This window comes from Orrella marina (assembly GCF_003058465.1).
Taxonomy (GTDB): Bacteria; Pseudomonadota; Gammaproteobacteria; order Burkholderiales; family Burkholderiaceae_B; genus Algicoccus; species Algicoccus marinus.
On the sequence record NZ_CP028901.1, the window covers coordinates 869,563 to 891,209 of the forward strand.

General features: G+C 54.9%; 16 protein-coding genes and 2 pseudogenes. 8 read left to right on the forward strand and 10 right to left on the reverse strand.

From position 1 onward, the window contains the following. Position 1 precedes the first annotated feature (1 nt). The 3 genes from DBV39_RS03850 to DBV39_RS03860 are packed head-to-tail and all read right to left on the reverse strand — an operon-like array spanning position 2 to position 2,591. Positions 2 to 742: an ABC transporter ATP-binding protein gene (locus DBV39_RS03850; protein ID WP_108620425.1), complete on the reverse strand. Its 741-nt coding sequence runs from the start codon at positions 740 to 742 to the stop codon at positions 2 to 4. Then, positions 742 to 1,686 (reverse strand): branched-chain amino acid ABC transporter permease, encoded by a 945-nt coding sequence (locus DBV39_RS03855; RefSeq protein ID WP_108620426.1) that lies wholly within the window; start codon positions 1,684 to 1,686, stop codon positions 742 to 744. Before DBV39_RS03855 ends, DBV39_RS03850 begins: the two co-directional genes overlap by 1 nt. Further along, the gene (locus DBV39_RS03860; protein WP_108620427.1) at positions 1,686 to 2,591 is read right to left on the reverse strand and encodes a branched-chain amino acid ABC transporter permease; all 906 of its coding nucleotides are present in this window, start codon (positions 2,589 to 2,591) and stop codon (positions 1,686 to 1,688) included. The genes DBV39_RS03855 and DBV39_RS03860 overlap by 1 nt, the downstream gene beginning before the upstream one ends. Positions 2,592 to 2,917: 326 nt before the next feature. Here DBV39_RS03860 and DBV39_RS03865 point away from each other — a divergent pair, with 326 nt between their 5' ends. Then, a complete protein-coding gene (locus tag DBV39_RS03865) occupies positions 2,918 to 5,968 on the forward strand; it encodes a DEAD/DEAH box helicase (RefSeq protein WP_227870802.1) in 3,051 nt (1,016 codons plus the stop codon). Between the two features lie 20 nt (positions 5,969 to 5,988). Here the strand turns inward: DBV39_RS03865 and DBV39_RS03870 are convergent. After that, positions 5,989 to 7,324 (reverse strand): annotated as a pseudogene (locus DBV39_RS03870) (IS4 family transposase). A 100-nt stretch (positions 7,325 to 7,424) separates the two neighbouring features. Here DBV39_RS03870 and DBV39_RS03875 point away from each other — a divergent pair. Next, on the forward strand, positions 7,425 to 8,525 hold the full coding sequence (locus DBV39_RS03875) for an ATP-binding protein (protein ID WP_108620428.1): 1,101 nt from the start codon (positions 7,425 to 7,427) through the stop codon (positions 8,523 to 8,525). Between the two features lie 726 nt (positions 8,526 to 9,251). Then, entirely contained in the window at positions 9,252 to 9,485 is a 234-nt protein-coding gene (locus tag DBV39_RS03890; protein WP_407669226.1) for a Fic/DOC family N-terminal domain-containing protein, read from the forward strand. Here the strand turns inward: DBV39_RS03890 and DBV39_RS03895 are convergent, their stop codons facing one another. Next, complete coding sequence (locus tag DBV39_RS03895; RefSeq protein WP_108619906.1) at positions 9,486 to 10,709, reverse strand: ISAzo13 family transposase; 1,224 nt, start codon at positions 10,707 to 10,709, stop codon at positions 9,486 to 9,488. It lies immediately after the preceding gene. A gap of 259 nt (positions 10,710 to 10,968) precedes the next feature. Between DBV39_RS03895 and DBV39_RS03900 the strand changes: the two genes are divergently transcribed. Continuing rightward, a complete protein-coding gene (locus DBV39_RS03900; RefSeq protein WP_322348738.1) occupies positions 10,969 to 11,682 on the forward strand; it encodes a Fic family protein in 714 nt (237 codons plus the stop codon). 192 nt (positions 11,683 to 11,874) lie between these two features. Here the strand turns inward: DBV39_RS03900 and DBV39_RS03905 are convergent. Beyond that, positions 11,875 to 12,167, reverse strand: a pseudogene (locus tag DBV39_RS03905) (nucleotidyltransferase family protein). A gap of 198 nt (positions 12,168 to 12,365) precedes the next feature. Further along, on the reverse strand, positions 12,366 to 12,893 hold the full coding sequence (locus DBV39_RS19400) for a hypothetical protein (protein ID WP_159078783.1): 528 nt from the start codon (positions 12,891 to 12,893) through the stop codon (positions 12,366 to 12,368). Positions 12,894 to 12,958: 65 nt separating this feature from the next. Here DBV39_RS19400 and DBV39_RS19825 point away from each other — a divergent pair, with 65 nt between their 5' ends. The 3 genes from DBV39_RS19825 to DBV39_RS03930 all read left to right on the forward strand — a co-directional run bounded on the left by DBV39_RS19825 (position 12,959) and on the right by DBV39_RS03930 (position 15,690). Continuing rightward, on the forward strand, positions 12,959 to 13,048 hold the full coding sequence (locus DBV39_RS19825) for a hypothetical protein (protein WP_265416032.1): 90 nt from the start codon (positions 12,959 to 12,961) through the stop codon (positions 13,046 to 13,048). A 204-nt stretch (positions 13,049 to 13,252) separates the two neighbouring features. Then, the gene (locus tag DBV39_RS03915) at positions 13,253 to 14,173 is read left to right on the forward strand and encodes an isocitrate lyase/PEP mutase family protein (protein ID WP_108620432.1); all 921 of its coding nucleotides are present in this window, start codon (positions 13,253 to 13,255) and stop codon (positions 14,171 to 14,173) included. A gap of 770 nt (positions 14,174 to 14,943) precedes the next feature. Continuing rightward, the gene (locus DBV39_RS03930; protein ID WP_108620435.1) at positions 14,944 to 15,690 is read left to right on the forward strand and encodes a GntR family transcriptional regulator; all 747 of its coding nucleotides are present in this window, start codon (positions 14,944 to 14,946) and stop codon (positions 15,688 to 15,690) included. Between the two features lie 174 nt (positions 15,691 to 15,864). On the opposite strand, the gene DBV39_RS03935 is transcribed toward DBV39_RS03930, so the two are convergent. The 3 genes from DBV39_RS03935 to DBV39_RS03945 all read right to left on the reverse strand — a co-directional run bounded on the left by DBV39_RS03935 (position 15,865) and on the right by DBV39_RS03945 (position 20,025). Next, positions 15,865 to 17,610 carry a thiamine pyrophosphate-binding protein gene (locus DBV39_RS03935; protein ID WP_108620436.1) on the reverse strand — a complete coding sequence of 582 codons (1,746 nt, stop codon included), beginning with the start codon at positions 17,608 to 17,610 and terminating at the stop codon, positions 15,865 to 15,867. 331 nt (positions 17,611 to 17,941) lie between these two features. Next, entirely contained in the window at positions 17,942 to 19,000 is a 1,059-nt protein-coding gene (locus DBV39_RS03940) for a Bug family tripartite tricarboxylate transporter substrate binding protein (RefSeq protein ID WP_108620437.1), read from the reverse strand. A 248-nt stretch (positions 19,001 to 19,248) separates the two neighbouring features. After that, positions 19,249 to 20,025 carry an SDR family oxidoreductase gene (locus DBV39_RS03945; RefSeq protein ID WP_108620438.1) on the reverse strand — a complete coding sequence of 259 codons (777 nt, stop codon included), beginning with the start codon at positions 20,023 to 20,025 and terminating at the stop codon, positions 19,249 to 19,251. A gap of 552 nt (positions 20,026 to 20,577) precedes the next feature. On the opposite strand from DBV39_RS03945, the gene DBV39_RS03950 reads away from it, so the two are divergent. Continuing rightward, complete coding sequence (locus tag DBV39_RS03950) at positions 20,578 to 21,558, forward strand: Bug family tripartite tricarboxylate transporter substrate binding protein (protein WP_108620439.1); 981 nt, start codon at positions 20,578 to 20,580, stop codon at positions 21,556 to 21,558. Positions 21,559 to 21,647: the final 89 nt, after the last annotated feature.

The following is a 21,647-nucleotide window of genomic DNA, read 5'->3' on the forward strand; positions in this document are numbered from 1 at the left end:
CTTACACCCCCAGCACGTCGCTTTTGATTTGCGGGTTCTCCAGCACTTCGTCTGGTGGGCCGTCCGCTGCGATCCGCCCGTCAATCCACGCAGCCACTCTGGATGCGTACTCAGCCACAATATCGACATCGTGTTCGACGAACCAGCTGGTGACCTTTCTTTCCTCCAGGGCGTGCATGACGGTCTTCATGAGCGGGTGCTTTTCTTCGGAGGCTACGCCACTGGTGGGCTCATCCATGATGAGCAACTTCGGACGCAGGGCAAGTGCCATGCCGACGTCCAGCAACTTGCGTTTGCCCTCAGGCAGGTCCGATGAGCGTTCCCGGCTGACGTCTGAAAGCCCGACCAGTTCGAGCGTGTCGTCGACGTCCTTGCGGTCAACCGTGCTCTCCAGACTGCGAAACCAGCTCAGTTCGGCATTGCGTCTGGCTGCGGCCAGCTCGATGCATTCGCGCACCGTGTGCTCGGTAAAGAGCTGTGGTAACTGAAACGAACGACCCAGACCGAGTCGCACGATCTGGCGCGGTTTCATCTGAGTGATGTCGCGCCCATCGAAATACACCTTGCCCGTCTGGGGTTTGAGGTAACCGGTGCAGATGTTGATAAAGGTGGTTTTACCCGCACCATTCTGGCCGATGACCGCCAGTCGTTCGCCCTGGTGTAGTTCGAAGTCGATGTGGTCTGCAGCAACGACGCCGCCAAACGCGAGATAAAGGTCGGTGGTCTTGACCAGGGGCTGCATCAGATCTTCCTCCGTGACTTCTCGCGGTTGTATTCAATGAACTTGCCTACAATCCCGTTGGGCACCAGAAAGATGACAATGATGAGGGACAGGCCCAGGAACAGTTGCCACAGATCCGGAAAGTAGGCTGAGGACATGAGCTTGACTGTCTCGAACACAGCAGCGCCCAGAAACGCTCCGGCGGCATGGGCAGCCCCACCCAGAATCACGATAAATACGTACTCGCCAGAGCGCAGCCAGAGTCCGATCTCGGGGGTGACCAGGCCTTGCAGAAGGGCCAGCATCGCACCCGAAAATCCCACAATCAATCCGGAGAAGACGTAACCCTTCCACATGATGAAGTAAGCAGAAAACCCCAGATACTCCAGGCGCGTCTCGTTGGTCTTGATGGCCGAGAGTGCCTGACCGCTACCGGAACGGAAGTAACGCTGTACCCAGACCGCCAGAAACAGCGACAGTGCGAGGCTCATGATGAGTAGCCACTGCTCGTAGGTGTCGCGGTTCATTGCGACGCCTGCCAGCGGTGGCCGGGTGATGTTGATCCCGTCCGTGCCGCCCGTGATGTGGTAGAGCTTGCTCAGAAGGGCGAACAGCACCATGCTGAAGGCCAGGTTCAGCATCCCGAAAAAAATGCCGCGGTAGCGCACCATGAACAGGCCGATGAGGGCCGATGTCAACGTGGCTGCGACCACGCCCGCCAGGATAAGGACCAGTGCATCAGTACCGGGATAGGCACGGGCAATGAAGGCCACCACATAAGCTGAAATACAGGCGTACATGGCGTGACCGAACGAGACCTGTCCGGCCCGAACCATCACTGACACGCCCAGCGCGGCTATTGCGTACGTCAACCCGAAGATGATGGGTGTGGTCAACCAGGTGAAGGCAGTGCCGGCCCAGAGTGCGACCAGGGCACAGACAGTGCTCAGGAGATAGAGTCTCATCAGATGGTCCTCGCCTGGGCAACCGTGAACAGACCATGCGGACGGATGATGAGCACCAGCACCATGATGATGTAAGGCACCGCGACCTCGATCTCTGGTGCCATATAGACCGAGATCGATCGCATGATGCCGATCAGCAGGGCAGCCAGCAGGGCACCTGAGATCTGTCCAAGACCTGCTGTGGCCACCACAGCAAACGACAGCACGATCATGTCGGTGCCGGCACCCGGTACCAACGACGTGGTGGGTGAGGCCAGTGCACCCCCCAGAGCCCCGAGAAACGTGGCAATCACAAAGGTGACCAGACCGATTTTTTTGGTATTAATGCCCAGTGCCGTGGCCACCTCACGGTTATGTGTGGTGGCCACGGTCTGCTTGCCTAGTCGTGTGTAACGCAGAAAGTATTCCAGTGCGAGATATGCGACCAGAGCGGTCACCGGGACGACCACGATCTGGTAAGTGGTGTAGTAAATTCCGCCGAGTTCGATGTTGCCCAGACGGCCGACCACCTCGCTGGCGCTGTAGGGTTGCACCCCCCAGATCATGCGCAGTACATCTTCGAGCACCAGAAATCCGCCAAACGTGATCAGGAGCTTCAGGATCGGGTCATAGGCGTGAGCACGCCGGATCAGGATGAACTCCATCAAGGAGCCGAGCACCAGTCCGACGATGATTGCAGCGAGAAACAAGACCCCGAGCAGGAGCACAGGCGACTCGGTCCGGGTGGCAAAGTAGGCCACCAGCGTGGCGGCTGTGTAGCCACCAAACGCATAGAATGCGCCGTGTGCAACATTCAGGATGCCCATCACCCCGAAGACCAGCGTCAGACCCATGGATACCAGAAACAGCAGGCTGGCGTAGGCGACGCCATCCACCAGTGCGAGTGGAAGCAGATCGAGTGGCACGTTGTCTCCTCATGTGTATACCGTCAAATGGGGTGCCTTGCAAACGACGGGCGCTGTGCATTCTCCAGATCTCAGTCCGTTGCGATGCCAGCAATGCAAACTAAGATTAATCGGTAAAACCAATCTCTGGAATTAGGGTTTGCGAACATAACTCGCATGTGCAACAACATGACCGAGTGGTAAAGTCAGATCACTGACTGCTATCAGAAAGTAGTCGACGACCGCCACAGCAGATCATTCGTTCTGGGGGTCACTAACCAGGGGCACTAACTGAGAGACACCAACTGAGAGACACTAACTGAGAGACACTGACGGTGCGGCGATTCATGCAAGTAGAATGGATCCACGGTCGGTCTACGAAGGTGAGTCTCGCCCGAAGATGGCCCCTGACGTTTGTGCCCAGTAACACCAGGCAGTTTGCCATACTGATGCATACTGCCCAGACATACCGCCAGGAAATGATTGTGGAGAAAGAATCGAACGTGACAAAAGAATCGACCGCAAAGGCATCTGTCAAATCATCCAGAACAGCCAGCAAGAGCTCAACCAAGGTTGGTCGCGCGACTTTGAAGAGTGTTGTGAAGACGGCAATGAATCCTGCAGCGAGGCCTGCAGACAAGGCCACAGCCAACGCAGACAGGACCGCTGGTTCCATGAAGTCGGCGGATTCGTCCTTGCCTGGAAACCCGGTTCGTGGCAAAAAGCCAGCGAAGAAGGCAACAGCAAAGAAATCAGCTGCAAAGAAATCAGCTGCAAAGAAAGCCGCGGTCAGAAAGGAGGCTGCCAAGGAACCTCGCCTGTTGCGCAGTCACGCCCCGGAGAACCTTTCCAGGGAGGAATGGCAGCGCGGATTGCGTCGTCAGTTTGGCCGGGAGCAGGATTTCGGGTTACAGAATGTCGGGCATGAACCGTTTTTCTCCGAGTTCAAAGTCAGCAATCCGGATTCTGGCAGTGCGTATCGGGTGGTCATTCGAGGCTTGAACCCTGGTGATAACTATTGCGCCTGTCCGGACTACGCCACCAACGAACTCGGGACCTGCAAGCACATCGAGTTCACCCTCTTTTCTCTCCAGAAAAAGCGCGGCGCAAAGACGGCGTTTGCCCGTGGATACCATCCGCCATTCTCAGAGATCTATCTTCGCCACGCGACCGCTCTAAGCAGTCAGCGGGCGGTGCATTTTCGGGCGGGAACCGATTGTCCCGATGTCATTCGCAAGCTCGCTGCAGTCCTATTTGATGAGCAGGCCGATGGACGGATGCGTGACATCGAGATCAGGGATCTTGAACGTTTCATGGCGCTTGCGACCCAGGCCGAACATGACTTACGGGTTTATGACGATGCACTGGATTTTCTGGCGGGGCAGCGTGACGCCAGACGTCGTCAGGAGCAACTGCAAAAGCTGTTTCCAGATGGCCCGAACGACGCTCGCCTGCGCAAATTGCTCAAGGTCCCGCTGTATCCGTATCAGGCTGAAGGGGCACTTTTTGCGGTGCGGGCAGGAAGGGCACTGATCGGTGATGAAATGGGTCTTGGCAAAACCATCCAGGCCATCGCCGCGGCGGAGATCCTGATCAGGCACTTTGGTGCACTGAAGGTTCTGGTGATCTGTCCCACCTCGCTTGCCTATCAGTGGCAAAGCGAGATTGCCCGCCTCACTGGCCGGGATCCTGGACTGTCTGCCGGTGGCATACGGGTCATGTCTGGTGCGCGGACCCGCCGGGAACAGGAGTACCCGATCGAGGATCTGTACAAGATCACCAACTACGAAAAACTCAAGCTCGATCAGGACCTGATCACCCAGTGGTCGCCTGATCTGGTGATCGTTGACGAGGCGCAGCGGATCAAGAACTGGAACACGCTCGCAGCCCGATCCCTTAAACGCATCGACAGCCCATATGCTGTGGTGCTCACCGGCACACCGCTGGAGAACAAACTCGAAGAACTGATCTCGATCGTCCAGTTCGTGGATCAGCATCGACTGGGTCCGACATGGAAGTTGCTCAACGAGCACCAGGTCAGGGACGAAGCGGGGCGTGTGACTGGTTACACAGGCCTCGAGCGGATTGGTCAGACCCTGGCGCCGATCATGATTCGCCGTCTTAAAGCAGAGGTACTGACCCAGTTGCCCGAACGCACAGACACCAATCTGCTTGTACCGATGACCGAGGCGCAGATGGCCTGTCACCAGGAGAACGAGAACGTCGTCAATCGCATCGTGCATCGCTGGCGCAAGCTGCGGTTTCTCACCGACACGGATCAGCGCCGCTTGATGTCGGCTTTGCAGAACATGCGCATGGCCTGTGTGAGCACCTATCTGCTTGACGATGCGAGCGATCACGGCGTCAAGGCTGACGAACTCACCCAGATCTTTGAGCGCCTGTTTGAATCGGACGATACCAAAGCGGTTGTGTTCAGCCAGTGGCTGGGCACGCAGGAGATTCTGGCACGCCGACTGGATGCATCGGGTATCGGCTATGTCCGGTTCCATGGGCAGGTGCCGTCTGACCAGCGTGGTGATTTGATCAACCGCTTCAAGAACGACCCTCAATGCAGGGTGTTTCTGGCCAGCGATGCAGCGGCCACAGGGATGAACCTGCAGTTCGCCACCACGGTGGTCAACATGGATCTACCCTGGAATCCGGCCTTGATGGAGCAACGCATCGCAAGAATTCATCGCATGGGCCAGCAACGACCGATTCAGGTGATCAATCTGATCTCCAAAGGCACGATTGAAGAAGGCATGCTCTCACGCCTGGCGTTCAAACGATCCCTGGCGGCCGGCATCCTGGATGGTGCGTCGGGTGAGATCTCGCTTGGCGGATCCCGACTCAATCGTTTCATGAAGGATATTGAAGCAGTCACCGAGGGCAAATATCAGGCCGCTCAGGCAGGTCATGCAGGTCAGGCCGATCTGATGACGCCGCAAGAAGAAGCGTCGGGCGTCATGGCTGCAGCAAGCGAAACTGACCATTCGGGTGAGGATGGCGCACGCCAGCGCGTGCAGGATGATGTGGCGATCAGGGCAGGAGACGAGGTCGACACCGTCAGGAAAGCCAGCGCGGATGTTGGCGATGACGCCAGCAATGACGGCCAGCGCATTCCCGGCAGTACACAACCCGAGTCTGCCGTCCCGGACACTGAAGTACTTCAGGATGGTCAGACAATGATTGCTGACCCCTGGCAGGCGTTTGCCCAGGTGGGTTCAGAGCTGGTGTCCGCACTGACTGCAGCTAGTGACCCCCGGAAAAGCCATCCCTGGGTCGAGCGTGATCAGAGCGGTCGGCAGAGCTTGCGTTTGCCATTACCGTCGCCAGAGGTGTCCCGTCAGATGGCAGATGTGTTGTCGATGCTCGCCAGTGCGTTGCGGCGCCCTTAGGGCATGTCATTACACACAAGTCATTCGTCCTGCAGTTCCCGGGCAAATTTCAATCCGGCCGCGAAGTCGACCACCCGCTGTAATCCGAGCCAGATCGTTTTAACACCCGGTTCGCCATCACCTTTGCGACCCAGGAATCCGCCGAGCGTGGCAATCAGGCGGATCACCTCATTGAGCTTAGGGGGTGACTTGGGCACTTTCTTACTGTTGAGGATGTATGCGGCCTGCCATTCGTCTTTTTCAAACAGCAGGGCTGCATCCAGATCCGGGCAGGTTCTGCCCAAGCGCATCAACCTCGCAATGCGCCAGGCCACCACCATGAACAAGGCCAGTGCGCGCTCCAGTCGATCCACGGTACTCAGCTGCAAAGCTTCGACCTTGCAGCCATTTTTCAACACATGAAAGAACAGTTCGATCTCCCATCGCGCCCGATACCAGTCAATCAACTCAATGGCTGACTCGAGCGTTTGCACTTCGCGGTTGGTGAGTAATCGCCATTCGACTGGCTTGACACCCTTGGGCGCCTCGTCTTCGCGTGCCACCAGGCAACTGACCTCAATCTCACCACCCTTGCCATCGGCAATCATCAGGCGTCGCACCCAGATGCGTTGCCGGACTTCACGAGCCTTCTGGCCCTGGCGCGAGGGCATCGTAAAGCAGATGCCTCCTACGGGGTCGCCCCCGGTCACCGTCGACCAGAGCTTGCCACCTTCCGGTAATGCCCGGTTGTGTTGTGAGCGGATCAGCCAGTCAGCCGGATGGCCCAAATCTCGCGCCTGAGCCATCAGTGCAGCAATGTCAGCCTCGCGATCAGCCACATACACCAGCCGGGTCTCGGGCAGAGTGGGTGCCAGCTCAGCAACACGACTGTAGCCTTCGCTCCAGCGCGTGCTCTCGGTGACGCCTGCTCGTTGGCCGCTCTCGTCGCGTGGCTCCCGTGCCCACATCCAGGCATCAAGCACGCCCAGTGGTTCACGCTCAGGCGTGATGGCATAAGTGGGATGCAGATACATCCCTCGCTGTGCCTCGTAAGACAACGGACCCAGCCCGCCAATGCTCTGACCGTTGAAGTCTAGCTCCGTGGTGTCTTGCAGACATAGCACCACCTGATGCGCTCGCATACGCGTCTCGGCGCATTGCCAGTGCGGTGCAAGGATATCTTCCCATCCGATCTCATCCTGCGCCAGAAACCGATAGGCCGCCTGGGGTTTCAGCCCAGCCACCACACGCTTGCGGGATGCTCGCCATCGGATTGGCTGCCATTTGCTCGGCAAGCAAAGCCGTACGTTTGTTCAGGCGTTTGTCGCCCAGGTCAATGTTCTTGAACTCTTCTGCAGCCCAACTCACGCCACTCATCCACGACTCAATACAAAGTCAGCATGTTACGCGCCATTCCTAAAGTTGTGTGTAATGGGATGCCCCTGAGCTTGCAGGTCGCGATGAGCTAAGAGAAGAGTTGCGAATCGCTTTAGAGCGCGCTCGCATCGGTCGCTCAGCAAAGAGTGCGATGCTCGCAGGATTACGCGGCGTAGGGAAGACGGTCCTGCTCGATCGCGTTCGCGACGATGCCGAGCAAGCCGGGATTCATACCATCCGTATCGAAGCACCCGAAGGAAAGTCCCTTCCTGCGCTACTCGCCCCACAGGTGAGACTGGCGTTATTGCGGCTGAGACAGATAGAAGCTGCCAAAGCGTATGCGATCAGAGGTCTTAGAGGATTGGCCGGATTTGTCGGGAGATTAAAGATCACCTTCGGGGATATCGAAGTGGGACTCGACTACGACCCCGAGCCAGGGCTCGCTGACAACGGCGACCTCGAGCATGACTTGCAAGCGCTTTTTGAGCAGGTGGGGCTTTCTGCGAAGGCAGGAAAGACCGCGTTAGCGATCTTTATTGATGAGCTTCAGTATGTTCCAGAGGAACAGCTTGCAGCGCTGATCACGGCAATGCATCGCTCTGAGCAGAGGCAACTGCCGATTGTACTCATAGGCGCTGGTTTGCCTCAGTTGCGCGCTCGCATGGGAAATGCAAAATCCTATGCCGAACGTCTGTTTGACTTTCCGTTCATCGGTCCTTTGAGCAGCGAAGCGGCCAGACTAGCGATCAAAAAGCCGCTGCAGGACGAGGGTGTTCAGATTACCGAGGAGGCGCTCGACGAAATTCTTTCATTGACCAAAGGGTATGCATACTTCCTGCAACAATGGGGCAGTCACACTTGGAGCATCGCGCAACAGTCTCCGATCGTGATCGACGATGTTAAAGCAGCAAGCTTGACTGCGATTGCAGCACTGGATGAAAGTTTTTTTCGGGTGCGTTTTGACAGGTTGACCCCGAAAGAAAAATTGTACCTTCGGGCGATGGCCGAGCTTGGGGTTGGCCCTCATCGGTCGGGTGACATTGCCGCAATGCTGTCGACGCGCGTTTCATCACTTGCACCAACTCGTAGCGCCTTGATCACCAAAGGCATGATCTGGAGCCCTAATCATGTAGACACGGCTTTCACCGTTCCCATGTTTGATGAATTCATGAACCGGATCATGCCAGAAATGAGGCCATAACGACAGGTTTGTACTCATTTCTTGCGTTGGCCCAGGTTATTCTGGATCAGGTCACAGGTTTAACCGAAGGACTGAGCCGTCCCATCTGGTTTTGTGCTGACACGGCTGAAACGGAGCCCTTCAACAAAAGTAATGTGAAGGGCTTGTGCAAGACAGGAATCGAGTCTCTCTCGTCGTCATTGAGCAGGATGTTCACCATTTGGGTTGGCATCTACGGCTCGAATAACCCAATCCGATCGCGTCTGCTATCACACCGCAGTAGCGGATGAACTGCAAGCTGAAGGCATCATCAGATCGTATGACTCGTGAAGATCAATGTGTTCGACTTGCAAGTCGTGATCTTCAGCTTGTCCGGATCTGGATAAATGAAGAAAAATCTACAAATCAACGCGGGGATGAGAGTCTGGAAAACTGGCCGCTTTCGTATTCAGACTACGCTTGGTGGAATCAAGAACGCTGGCTGATCAATGCCCGCGCAACGGTCACTCCAAAGGACTCGTTCGAGAAGCCCTCCTAAGAATCCTTGCAGGGGGTAAACAGTTCCACGACAGTGCTTGTCATGTTTCTGAAATCATGATTTGGCGACACGTATGAAACTCATGTCGCTCTGAACGACATGAGTTTCATACGTGTCGCTATTTCTGAAAAACTAGAACATGACTTGTTGACGTGTCGCGAGTAACGACGTAAGCTGGAAACGTGTCGTCAAAATGATATTTTTGCATCATGAGTGATATTGCGCTTGCCTGGCATCCCGAGCAACCCCATAACCAGTTGCCAGCGCTGCCGCCAGCGCAAGAGCTGGAGACCCGGCCCGTACTCAAGGCCTGCATCGAGGCTCGTGCCGCGTTGGCTGAACTCAAGCAGGCGGCCGAGTTAATTCCGAACCAGACGATGCTGATCAACACCATTCCCTTGCTGGAGGCTAAGGGACTGTTAACAAATAATATAGTCGAATGACTAGGGTCGTATGCAGTAATTCCATTCGCCATGGAAATCGCTTCGATCGATCTTGATCGTCGCCATTTGGGCGTCAGTGACAGAAATTCCCTTCGGATACGCGGCAGTATCGAGCTCGGCCTTAACCGACAGGCCGCTACGGGTTCGTGTGTTGGCGATCAGATTGACAATGACTTCGTGACTGATCAGTGGGCGCGCGCGCCAGTTCATGGTGATGAACGAGAACAAGCGGTGTTCAATCTTGTTCCATTTGCTGGTCCCGGGAGGAAAGTGATGCACGTGAATCTCGAGCCCCAGTTCCCTGGCTAACTGGCTCAACTCATACTTCCATAGCCGAACCCGATGGCCATTGCTGCCACCACCATCTGCTGTGATCGTCAATCGGCTGGCTTCAGGATAGCGCGCTCGGCCCATCGAGAACCACCAGCGCCGGATAGTTTGCACGGCAAATGTCGACGTGTCGTGATCCGTTCCCACGCTGACCCAACCCTCATCAGCACCTATGTCATAAACGCCGTACGGATTGGCGCGCCCCAGATCCTTGTCGACAAAGTCATGAACCTGGACCTGATCGGGTTGACCTCTAGGCAGCCATCGCTGGCCCGCGTTCTTGAAGGCCCCAACCAGCTCCTTCTTTTTGGTATCGACCGAAATGACCGGTTCGTTTGCATCCAGTGCGATCTTCACGGCTGCATTGATGTGCTCAAACTGTGCGTTTCGATCAGGACTCTGGTTGCCTTCGAGCACCTTGGCGTTTGCTTGCAGACTAAAATTCTGGCTACGCAATATATTGCCCACCACCACATGGCTGACCTGATGATGTCTGGTCTTGAGCTCATCGGCCAGATTGCGCAGACTCTTGCATGTCCAGCGCAACGGTGACTCCGGGTCACCTCGCGTGGTCGGCTCGACCAGAGCCAAAAGGTCTGCAACCAAGGTCTCATCGGTTGTCTCGAGTCGCTTGCGGCCACCTCCCGGTCGACGCGATCCTGTTGCCGTCGTGGACCGAGAGTCATCCGCCGCGTCGATACTTTTCAACGAGCCGAGCTCCTTGATACCGGCGGCTACCGTTGTGCGGGATGCACCAGTGGCCGATGCCACCTCGGCTATGCCACCTCGACCGAGTGCTTTGGCTTCTGCGCCGAGCAACAATCTTCTCTGACGCTCATTGAGTGTCTCGTTCAGCGCCTCCCAGCGCAAAGCGATTGGTGAGATATTCGGCATTCGATAAGCATAGCCGATTCCCAATAAATAACCAAGTTAAATATTTACAGTCTCTAAAGACAGCTCGGAAATTGAGAACATCGTCACCACCACTGACCAACTGTTCCAGTATGCGCACGGTCACCAGAACGCCGATCCTGCCACCAAAGAGGCGCTACGTTACCGCACCGCGTTGCATCAAGGCTTTCAGTCACTCAAGACAAGGCCGTTATGTACAGCGACCGCCGTGGATGTTTGTCGCACCCTCAAAGGGGTGGACATGGATATCCGCCGCACCCCGGGCACCCAGCTTGCCAACGACCGCACGGGTGAGGTGGTCTATACCCCGCCCGAAGGCGAGGCGCGTTTGCGTGACATGCTGGCCAACTGGGAGCGATTTCTACACAATCAGACCGATCTGGACCCGTTGATCCGCATGGCCGTGGGCCACTACCAGTTTGAGGCGATACACCCGTTTACTGACGGCAACGGTCGTACCGGTCGTGTGCTCAATATCCTCTATCTTATTCAGCAAGAGCTGTTGAACCTGCCAATCCTGTACCTGAGTCGCCATGTGATCGCCAACAAGACCGACTACTATCGCTTGTTGCTCAGTGTCACGCGTGACGGCGCATGGGAACCCTGGCTGCTTTTCATGTTGCAGGCCGTCGCAGATACGTCCAGATGGACCACGGGCAAGATCGCAGCCATTCGCGGGCTGGCTGAACACACCACCGAGCACGTGCGTACGCGCTTGCCCAAGATCTATACCCGCGAACTGGTGGATGTCATCTTTGAGCAACCGTATTGCCGCATCGGAAATCTGGTGGACAAAGGGATTGCCCAACGTCAGGCCGCTTCGCGCTACCTGCATGATCTGGTCAGCCTGGGGGTGCTACGCGAAATGCCGTTTGGCAAGGAAAAGCTCTTCATCCATCCCAAGCTGATGCAACTGCTTGGCCGAGACAGCAACGACTTCCAGCTTTACGCCTGAAGGGCTCGCAACGGAGGTCGCTTTGGGTGTGTAGCGCGAAGTTTGCTCTTGCGAAGTGCATCGAGAACGTTTTGCTGATTTCGATAGGAGGTGCTATCCATCACCTTCGTGGTGCCCTTACCGATAACGATCAGGTACAAGATGGCACAGCCGACTGGATGTGGTCGAAATAATCGGGCAGGGGGTTCTCATTCACACCGGTTGTGCTTTCGCGAGGACCTTGGCCCGCAACCTCGGCGGCAGATCGCCAGGTGTCAGCAAATCGACGTCAACGCGGAGCAGCAATCTCCGCTCTTCTTCCAGATTGCCTAAGTCCGACGGTGCGCGGCACCGGGCAGCACATCGACCAGCAGATCAAGGTCGCTGCCAATCCGGTCCGTGCCATGCAGCACCGGTCCGAGAATGCGCGGATTCGCTGTTCGGAAGTGACCGACCACTTCGCGCACCCCGTCTCGCTTCATGTCGAGCACAACGGACGGTCGCATCGGCATCCTTCTATCATCGAAACCCATTGACCAACTGTAAGCGCAATCCCCTGACGTTCGTATAAGAAAGGCGTTTGAAGGTCCATTCCTGAAAATGACACTGAATCGATTCCTCATGCCTGGCCGTCCCCTGGATACCTCGCGCAATCCATTTCTCCCTGTTTTAGTCGCAACAGGGCGATCGGGCGGCATGGATTGTCACAGTTCACGCCATCCAGGTACCCTACGTTGAAACTCGTCCTGAAATGCTGGCCGAGTTTTGTTCTCATATTTCAAAGCAGTTGCCAGTCTGATCCAGCGCTGCTCGTCGGGTACGACGACCGTCAGAAGACGATGGATTCGGGCCATGATCCGGGCTTGCTGGGCGTATGCACTGCGTTTGGCTGAGCGTGTCCGGCTGACCCGATGTACACAGCGAATGTAGTAGTCAAGCATCTCTTCTGGATAGACTGGCTCCAGAGTCTCAGCCGCGCGCACTTCGTGTTCAGAGGCATACTCATCGCCATAGCAGCTTGCCTGCATGGCTTTCATGGCCTGAAGGTGTTCTTTTCGGTGTGACCGGATACGCATCTGCTCCGTGTCCCACGCTTTGGGCAAGGCGTTGATGAGCCGGGTTTCGTACATGCCCCATTCTTCGGGGGAGCAGAGCGCCTCAAACGGCGGAGGGGCGTCATCTGTACCGATCGGTTCAGCAACACTATGCTGGACTTCAGAAGATCGAGACACTGCTGGCGGTCGTTCGGGAATCTGGCACGCAATCACTGCGTGTCGGATGCACGCCGACAATCGGGGTGGGGTTGCTGCCCCAGGTGGTGCAGGCATTTCTCAAGCGATTCCCGAACACGCACATCAGCATTCAGACCATCTATTTCATATGGTGATCTAGTGCTATCATGACATCATGATTTAATCGTCGCAACAGTTTTCTGAAAAAATTCCAGAAATGGCGCAAGAACAAAACTGCCCACATGCCTACAAACCTGCCGACACACCCGACGAGTAGGCCGCCGTGGGATCATCAGAGAACCAGCGCTGACACCTTTGCCAGCCATGCACCCAAAGACCGAGACAGGAGACCGAACAGCATGAGTCCATCCCTCACCGACCCGCACGCCCAGACCTATCCGGCAGGACTGACCATCAAGACCGGTCGCAATCAGGCATTGAGAGCGGCGCTGGCATCGGATCAGTTCCTGATTGCACCCGGTGCCTTTGACTGCCTGAGCGCCCGGCTGGTCGAAAAAGCCGGATTCGGCGCGGTCTATCTGACGGGCTCCGGGATGTCCATGTCGGCACTCGGTGCACCCGATGTGGGGTTGATGACGTTTACCGAGGTCCTGGACCGCGCCAAACGGATCGCAGATCTGGTCGGTATTCCGATCGTGGTCGATGCAGACACCGGGTATGGCGGACCATTGAATGTCGTGCGCACCGTGCGCGAGTTCGAAAAAGCAGGGGTGAGCGCGATTCAGCTTGAAGATCAGGCATGGCCCAAGAAATGCGGGCATGAGGCAGGACGTCAACTGGTCTCGACCCAGGAAATGGTCGGACGCATCAAGGCAGCCGCCGATGGCAGACTCGATCCGGATCTTGTGATCATTGCGCGCACCGATGCGCGCAGTGATCACGGACTGCAGGCCGCGATCGAGCGTGGACAGCAGTACGCAGAAGCGGGCGCTGACGTGATCTTCGTCGAGTCCCCGCAAAGCCGGGAAGAACTGGCCACGGTCGGGCAGTCGTTCAAGGTGCCGCTTCTGGCCAACATGGTCGAAGGCGGGCGCACGCCAATCCTGCCCGCTGACGAACTGAGTCGTCTCGGGTTTTCAATGGCGATCTACCCCAATGCGCTGACCCGTCTCTTTGCCAAGGCGGGCCTGCAGATGCTCGCCCAGCTGGCTCAGGACGGTACCACCGATGCCTGCAAGGCGCAGATGTTCAATCACCGTGAACTCTGGTCGCTCTTTGAGTATGAGAAGTGGATCCAGACCGAAGAACGGCTTCGGTAACCCACGCATGCCTGCGTTCAGGCAACAAGTGGGTTCAGCGCGATGCACTGAAAGATGGCACGTGTGATGCTGGTGTTCAGGCTTACGGGGCTGTTTGCGTTGTGACTGATCACCGTGCGAGTAAGGAGTGGCAGGCAGGGCAGGTGGCGTGGCGGGAGCAGAGGAGAAGACATGCTGCGACGGGTCCCGTGAGAGATGCAGCGAGATGTGCGATGAGAGATGTAGCGAGATGTGCAGCGAGATCTGTGGATCAGAACACAGATAAGGACGGTTTTTTGTTCTGTTTGTTGGTCTGCTCTTTCATCGCATCCTGGCTTCCCAAGCATTTCTTTTGAAAATGTTACGATCAGGTGAAGTGGTTGTCGGCAACGTCACCCTGCACAGCTTGCATAAGTTGCGATCACCCAGGGGACTGCTGACCAGATCAACCGGTAAAGAGATCAAAAGACAAGCCGGTAAAGGGCGCCAGCCAGCACGCTGGTCCAGCGGGTCTGGATCGGGTCGCAAGGCGCGAGTGCTAACGGGTCATGGAGCGGTGGTGGGTTGATACTTCAGGGTCTTGGCGCATGGGTATTTTTTTGCGGTTTCAGGCTTTGCGGCTTCCCAGATAACAGTACTCAGGTCAGTACGCAGGGTCCAGACCAGATTCCAGACCCGGTGTCGGACGACATGGAAAGCAGGGATTCAAACTGGTATCTCAATCCAGTTTTGATCCGGTCTCAATCCGGACCTGACGCCATGGAACACTGCGGTTTTTCGCGAGAAGAAGAATGAACGGACTACCACCCAACTCACACGAGCCACGATATGTGCAGCTCGCCAAGACACTACTGGAACGGATCTCCCAGGGGGAGTTCCCGGTTGGTGAGCTGTTGCCCAAGGAAGCCGAGCTGTGCGAAAGCTTTCAGGTGAGCCGCACCACCGTTCGAGAGGCATTGCGCATCATCAGTGAGCAGGGCGTGGTCGAGAAGCTTCATGGCATCGGGACAGTCGTCAAAACCCGTGAGCCACGACGTAACTTCGTGGTGTCAGTCAACTCGGCTGATCTGATGCAGTACGGGATGGAAACCCACCTGAAAATGGTCGATCGCGCGAAACTGGTCACGCAGCCTTATCATCGTCAGTTGTTTGGGTGCGATACGGGCGAGACCTGGTACCGAATCCGCGGGGTGCGTTCACCGATCGAGGATGAAGCCCATCCCATTGCATTTCTGGAGGTCTATCTGCCTGAGCGCTTCGCTCAGGTCGCTGAACAGGACATGATCAGCAATCTCCCTTACCACCGTCGTATCGTGGAACGATACCGGATTCCCGTGGTGGGCATTGAGCAGGAAATCCTGGCGATTGCGATGTCTCAGGAAGTGGCTGAGTTGCTGAATTCACCTGCAGGAGATCCTGCATTGCTGGTCACCAGGCGCTTCATAGGTCCGGGCGGACAATTGATCCAGGCATCGGTCAACACCCACCCGAGCGATCGGTTCTCCTACCGGTTTTATATGAATCAGGTCCGGTATTAAGGTGTGTGATACCTAATAATCCGGCGCTTGACCCATATCGCCAGGGGCATTACCCTGGGACTTTCCTGCCGTCACTTGCGATGGCCATCAGATCACGCTCGTCAGAAAAGGACGGTTCGGTAAAGTCATCATCGCGTTTCTCCGTGATGAGTCGATGATGTATTTCGACAGTCATTACGACACGAAGTGCGCCCTGATGTCAGGATTGATACGGCAATCCAGGACCAGCACGGTGGCTGCTCCGTCTTGTAGCCATCGTTCAGCAACTTCCAGTTCGGCAGGCGAACGAATCGTGGCGGCCTGTGCTCCCATTGATTGCGCAATCGCAGCAAAGGAGGGGTTGGGTGTTAGCGCCACGTCAGTCGGTAAACCTTGTTCACTCAGAAAGTTCACTTCGGAGCCCAGTGCTTCGTCGTTGCTGATGACAACCAGCATAGGGAGCCGCAGACGAATCGCGGTCTCCAGATCCCCCAGAGCCATCATCATGCTGGCGTCCCCGATGGCGACCATCACGATCTCGTTCGGTCTGGCAATGGCTGCACCGATCCCGATGCCCATTCCCAGACCAATCGAACCGGCATCGCTTGCCTGCATGAAGTTGCGCTCACGAGAAACGGACACGTACCGGATGGCAAACCTGGCCTGCTGTCCGCCGTCAGCACAAAGGATGCGCCCGGACGGCAGGAGGCGATCGAGTTCAATCATCAATACCCGCGGGTCAATCAGACCATTGCCACTCTTGTCGTGCACATCCGTGCCCGCCTTGAACCCGGCAATGGCTTGCCGGGTCTGCGTGTCCCGAAAGCCTTGCGCTTGATGTGCGCGTTTTTCGAGTTCAGCAACAAGACGCTCGGCTGTGAGTCGCGTATCCGCCGCAACGGCCACCTCGACATCCAGAAACCGTCCGAATGCCGAGGGGTCAGTATCGACCTGGATAACCATTGCTTTGGGAAAGAGTGTGTTCTTGTAGGTCGTCAATGCATTCAGGCCCGCGCCAAAGACCAGAACACAATCCGCTTGCGGAATCAGTTCGGAAGCGACGGGTGTTGCGTACGTGCCGCAGATGCCGATGTTGAACGGATCATCGTGAAACAGTGCATTGGCAGGCAAGGTGGTCGCCATCAATGCACCCGTCAATTCACCCAGACGCCTGAGTGCGGGTGCTGCGCCAGCGTCCAAAGCACCGCGTCCTGCCAGGATGAGGGGTCGGTTGATTGCCCAGGTTTCCTGCAACAGATCAGCAATCGCGCAGATGCTCTCATCGGATGGCTCGGTCGCGATCCGGCTTCGCTCACCGGATCGTGAAGGCTGGTCGACAGGCGCCTGGCTGGGTGACTGAAATCCCAGGTCCGTCTCTTCCGATTCGGGGTCCAGATTGCCTTCGAGCACATCTCTGGGCAAGATGAGCACCACAGTACCCGCACTGGCAGCCTGCATGACGTATCGGGTCTGTTGCCAGGCAGTCGCGACGGTTTCTGGTTTGACCGACACAATCCCGAGCGTGTCGAGGACCGCAGATTGTGGAAAGAACTTCAGCCAGCTTGCCGGCGGAGTCGAACGAACCATGCCAGGAGCCAGATCATCTTCGGCCACGTTGCCCGTGCCAACCAGAACACAAACACGAGACTTTCCACGGTGTGCACTGTTGATGGCTGTGATCGAATTCGAAAACCCAGGTCCACCCGTCACTGTCGCCACGCCAATGCGTCCTGTCGAGCGAGAATAGCCATCGGCCATCGCAACTGCCTGGTTTTCATGGCGGACATAGATGTAGCGGATGCCCCGTTCGGAAGTGGCCATGATCAGAGGGCCGGTATCGTCGCCCAGAACACCAAAAATGCATTCCACACCTGCCTCAACCAGGGCACCTGCGATTCTCTCGTACCCTTTGACCGTTTTTGTCACTTCCGCTGAACTCATCTCTTTGTCTCCTCACTCTGCTTGTTATGACGGAACACTGAATTTGTCACTGATGGTGGTGTCTGAGTGTTGATCCGTGTCTGATGTCTCGAACCTTCACGCTGCCATACTAGCGAACGGCAAGCCTGTGGGTCGTCAAAAGTGACATCAAGATGACGTCAATCCAGCGCAACAATTTCCACTCGTTTTGCACGTCAGCATTGCCGGTTCGCCTGGCCGGTCCGCTTTACAATTTCACTCTGTCTTTTTGCTCACCTTCTTGCTAAGGCCGGAGAGTATCTCGGCTATCCAGGCAGGTTGTGCCTGGATAGCAACCAGGATTGCCCTGGGATTACATCTGACCTTTGGTGTTTTTGGCCACTTCACCCCATCTGGCCAGATCACCTTCAATGAGCTGCCCCATCGCTTGCGGTGTTGACCAGGCTGGCACCATGCCTGCACCGTTGAGTCGTTCAACCACATCGGGTTGCGCGAGGATTGTCTTAAGCTCCTGGTTTAGTCGATCAATGATGGTCTGCGGGGTTTTGGCGGGCGCAGCCAGTCCAAACCAGGATGCGACATCAAACCCGCTAAATCCGACCTCCTGAAAGGTTGGTGTATCGGGAATGGCCGAATTACGCTGTGCAGAAGGTACGCCTAACCCGACCAGTTTCTTGTCTTTGATGAACGGTGCGGCGACCGCTACAGAGATGAACGCCACAGGAACGCTGCCACCAATTACGTCCATCACGAACTTCCCGCTTCCAGATGCGCCGTACGGAATGTGCACCCAGTTCATGCCGCCCTTCAGACGCATGAGTTCGCCACCCATTTGCGCGGTGCTTCCCATTCCGGGAGATGCGTAAGAGAGTTTGCCGGGATTGGCCTGCGAGTACTCCAGAAGCTCTTTGATGTTGCTGGCTGGAACAGCGGGATTGGCCGCGATGACCAGGTCTACATCTGCAAGTTTGGCTATGGGTGCGAGGTCCTTGATCGGATCGAACGGAAAGTTTTCCTGCAGGACTGGCGCGATGCTCACAGTGCCGTCAAACACCAAAAGTAGTGTGTAGCCGTCCGGGTCGGCCCGTGCAACTGCGGTGGCTCCGATCACACCAGTCGCTCCAGGTCTGTTCTCGACCACGACAGGTGTGTCGAATGCAATGCGCAACCGATCACCAATCAGCCGACCTAGCATGTCGGCTGATCCACCCGCTCCGAAGGGAACAATCAGTTTGATGGGGCGATCTGGAAAAGCGTCTTGTGCATGGGCGTCGGTGGCGGTCAGCGACATTGCAAACAATGGTGCCACCATGAGTGCGCTGAGTCGGGTCAGAATTGATCTGCGTTTGCCGATAGCTGACGACTCAGTACTTCGGCTTGAGGAATCGCGTGTAGGCTTTTTGAAGTTCATCGATGTCTCCTTTCGTATTTGTCCGGACAAACTGCCAAAACAAGCATATCAGGATAGCTGGTCATCATGCAAGAATTCAATTTCACATCAAGCACTTATTAGTATCGGTTAGACGGTTCGCATAGTCGACAGAATCGATTTCTTGTCTGGTTGGAGGGAGACCGAGGAGCCTTGGGAGAATTAGAGTCATCCCGAACGGCTCAATAGAGGGAGTCTGTGTATCACTGCTTCAGTGTCTGATTCATGCCTCAGACAGTTGGGCATAATCCGCCGTCTATGTTGATGGCGGTTCCAGTGATGTAGCCTCCCGAGTCTGACGCGAGTAAAGCCACTAACCCAGAAAACTCAGTCGGATAGCCAAGCCGCCCCATCGGAATCTTAGATCCCTGTTCCTTGAGGTACTCATCGTATGGCATATGCGGTGCATCTCGCACATGAAAGGTCTTCCATTGCTCACTTTCGATTCGCCCGATGCATAGAGCATTCACGAGTATGTTGTGCGCCGCAAATTCATTCGCCATCACTTTGGTCAGCGCGACCCCGGCGGCGCGAGTGACTGATGTAGGTGCCGAGCCTGCCTCGGGGGATTTTGCTAATGTGTTGACCACATTCATGATTCTTCCCCATCGTCGTTCTTTCATGCCGGATATGGCCCACCTTGAAAATCGAATTGTTGAGAAAAGTTTGACATCAAAGTCTGCTTGCCATTGTTCATCAGACAGTGTTTCGAAACGACCTCTCGAGGAGCCTCCGGCATTGTTTACTAGAATGTCAATCCCGCCCCACTCAGCGTCTATCGCTCGGCAGACTTTGTCAATTTCATTGGGCTTTGAAACATCACAAGAATAATGAAGTACCTCACCAGATCTAGCCTGCTGTATAGCTTTCGATGCGCTCTCAAGCGCTTCTGTGTTTCTAGCAATCATCGCGATCGAAGCGCCTCTGTTAGATAGTTCGCGAGCAGCTTCAAAGCCCAGCCCTTTGCTCGCACCAGTTATCAGAACACGCCTACCTTTCAAGTCCATGTTAAGTCTCCTTTGCTATATGAGTTAATTTATCACTTTTAACAGATAGCCTCTTTTCAGAGGGTCTAATAATGGAGTAAGGTGCAGTAATCAGGATCGGCCCTTATCGCAAAACTAGATTTAGATTTTATAAGATCAGATTAGTGTTCGGTGTTTTTTATGGATAATTTTATCGAAACGCTCTTCTCACCAGGTCAGGTAAGAAATATTTTTGTAATAGGGTTGTAAGAGTTATTTTGGGATATTAGTTTTGATAATGTTTTTCTTGTGGCAAGTTTCGACTTAAAATAATGAGATCACTAGTTGCTTCTTTGTTTTGTAAGCTATTTGTCGATCGATATATATTTAAAGATGTAATAATTTTATATAAAGGAGAGGGGCGGTAAAGAAATAATGTGTGATTTTGTGAAATTAAAATGTGCCAAATGCTATCTTAATTGTCGTTTAAAAAGTAACGTTTCTTAGTGCTAGTTAAATGTAATTTATTAAGTTGGCATATAAAATATTTTTTACAGATTAGCATTGTGTCTGGACGTGCCCAAGTAATATAATATGAAATCAACTATTTCTTCGACGCTAATAAAGGGAATTTTATTTTCTTGTGCGCTTTTTTCGTCTGCAAGCGTGGTTGCAGAGAACTACCCGACGCAACCGGTTCGAATCATTGTTCCATATTCACCGGGAGGTGGAACGGACACCTTGGCTCGACTTTTTGCCCAGAAACTCGGTCAGCAGTGGAACTCACCTGTAATTGTCGAGAATCTGCCTGGAGCAAATACTAATATCGGATCAACCCAAGCAGCCCAGGCAGCGGCAGATGGTTACACTTTATTGGTCGGAACACCAGCAAATGTATTTAATCCAGCTTTGTACAAGGAGATGCCGTATGATTTTAAGAGCGACTTTGAGGCAGTTGCTTTACTAGGAAATGTTCCAAATGTTTTGCTGATTCATCCTTCAGTTCCTGCAAATAATTTAGCTGAGTTTGTGGCCTATGCCAAAGCCAATCCAGGGAAACTGAATTACGCATCTGCTGGCATTGGTAGCCCACAACATTTTTCATCAGAATTGTTTAAGTTGGCAGCTGGGGTAGATATCGTGCACGTGCCTTATAAAGGTGGTGGTCCAGCCACAAATGATTTAATTGGTGGACATGTCGATATGATGATATCCAGTGCAGTTCTCGCGCTTCCTCACGTTCAAGGCGGGAAGGTTCGAGCGCTTGCGGTCGCCTCACCGACTCAATTGGCCACTGCACCAGATATCCCCACGGCTGCTCAGGCAGGTGTTGAGGGTTTTGAAGCAAGTACCTGGTTTGGTCTGATGGCGCCTCGAGGGACATCAAAAGAAATTATTGAAAAAATAAATACAGGTGTAGTTTCCGCAATGAGTGATCCAGAGGTGAACGCCAAGCTTGATGCCCTTGGTACTGAACCGAATAATATGACACCAGAGCAGTTTCAGAATTTTGTAGACACTGAGTTCACTATGTGGTCACGTGTAGTCAAGGAGGCTGGTATCACCGCAAATTAATGAGAGTAGTGTTTGATTGATTAGTTCAATTATTTAACATCATTGAGTGCCTCGCACGATCCACGCTGGCCAGAATCGCATCAGCGGAT

What these genes read in the sequence shown, in the direction of transcription:
- DBV39_RS03935 (WP_108620436.1), bottom strand. Translation starts at nt 17,610, where the DNA reads ATGAGTTCAGCGGAAGTGACAAAAACGGTCAAAGGGTACGAGAGAATC.
- DBV39_RS03900 (WP_322348738.1), top strand. Translation starts at nt 10,969, where the DNA reads ATGGATATCCGCCGCACCCCGGGCACCCAGCTTGCCAACGACCGCACG.
- DBV39_RS03890 (WP_407669226.1), top strand. Translation starts at nt 9,252, where the DNA reads ATGAGTGATATTGCGCTTGCCTGGCATCCCGAGCAACCCCATAACCAG.
- DBV39_RS03850 (WP_108620425.1), bottom strand. Translation starts at nt 742, where the DNA reads ATGCAGCCCCTGGTCAAGACCACCGACCTTTATCTCGCGTTTGGCGGC.
- DBV39_RS03895 (WP_108619906.1), bottom strand. Translation starts at nt 10,709, where the DNA reads ATGCCGAATATCTCACCAATCGCTTTGCGCTGGGAGGCGCTGAACGAG.
- DBV39_RS03940 (WP_108620437.1), bottom strand. Translation starts at nt 19,000, where the DNA reads ATGAACTTCAAAAAGCCTACACGCGATTCCTCAAGCCGAAGTACTGAG.
- DBV39_RS03950 (WP_108620439.1), top strand. Translation starts at nt 20,578, where the DNA reads ATGAAATCAACTATTTCTTCGACGCTAATAAAGGGAATTTTATTTTCT.
- DBV39_RS03855 (WP_108620426.1), bottom strand. Translation starts at nt 1,686, where the DNA reads ATGAGACTCTATCTCCTGAGCACTGTCTGTGCCCTGGTCGCACTCTGG.
- DBV39_RS03865 (WP_227870802.1), top strand. Translation starts at nt 2,918, where the DNA reads ATGCAAGTAGAATGGATCCACGGTCGGTCTACGAAGGTGAGTCTCGCC.
- DBV39_RS03915 (WP_108620432.1), top strand. Translation starts at nt 13,253, where the DNA reads ATGAGTCCATCCCTCACCGACCCGCACGCCCAGACCTATCCGGCAGGA.
- DBV39_RS03930 (WP_108620435.1), top strand. Translation starts at nt 14,944, where the DNA reads ATGAACGGACTACCACCCAACTCACACGAGCCACGATATGTGCAGCTC.
- DBV39_RS03945 (WP_108620438.1), bottom strand. Translation starts at nt 20,025, where the DNA reads ATGGACTTGAAAGGTAGGCGTGTTCTGATAACTGGTGCGAGCAAAGGG.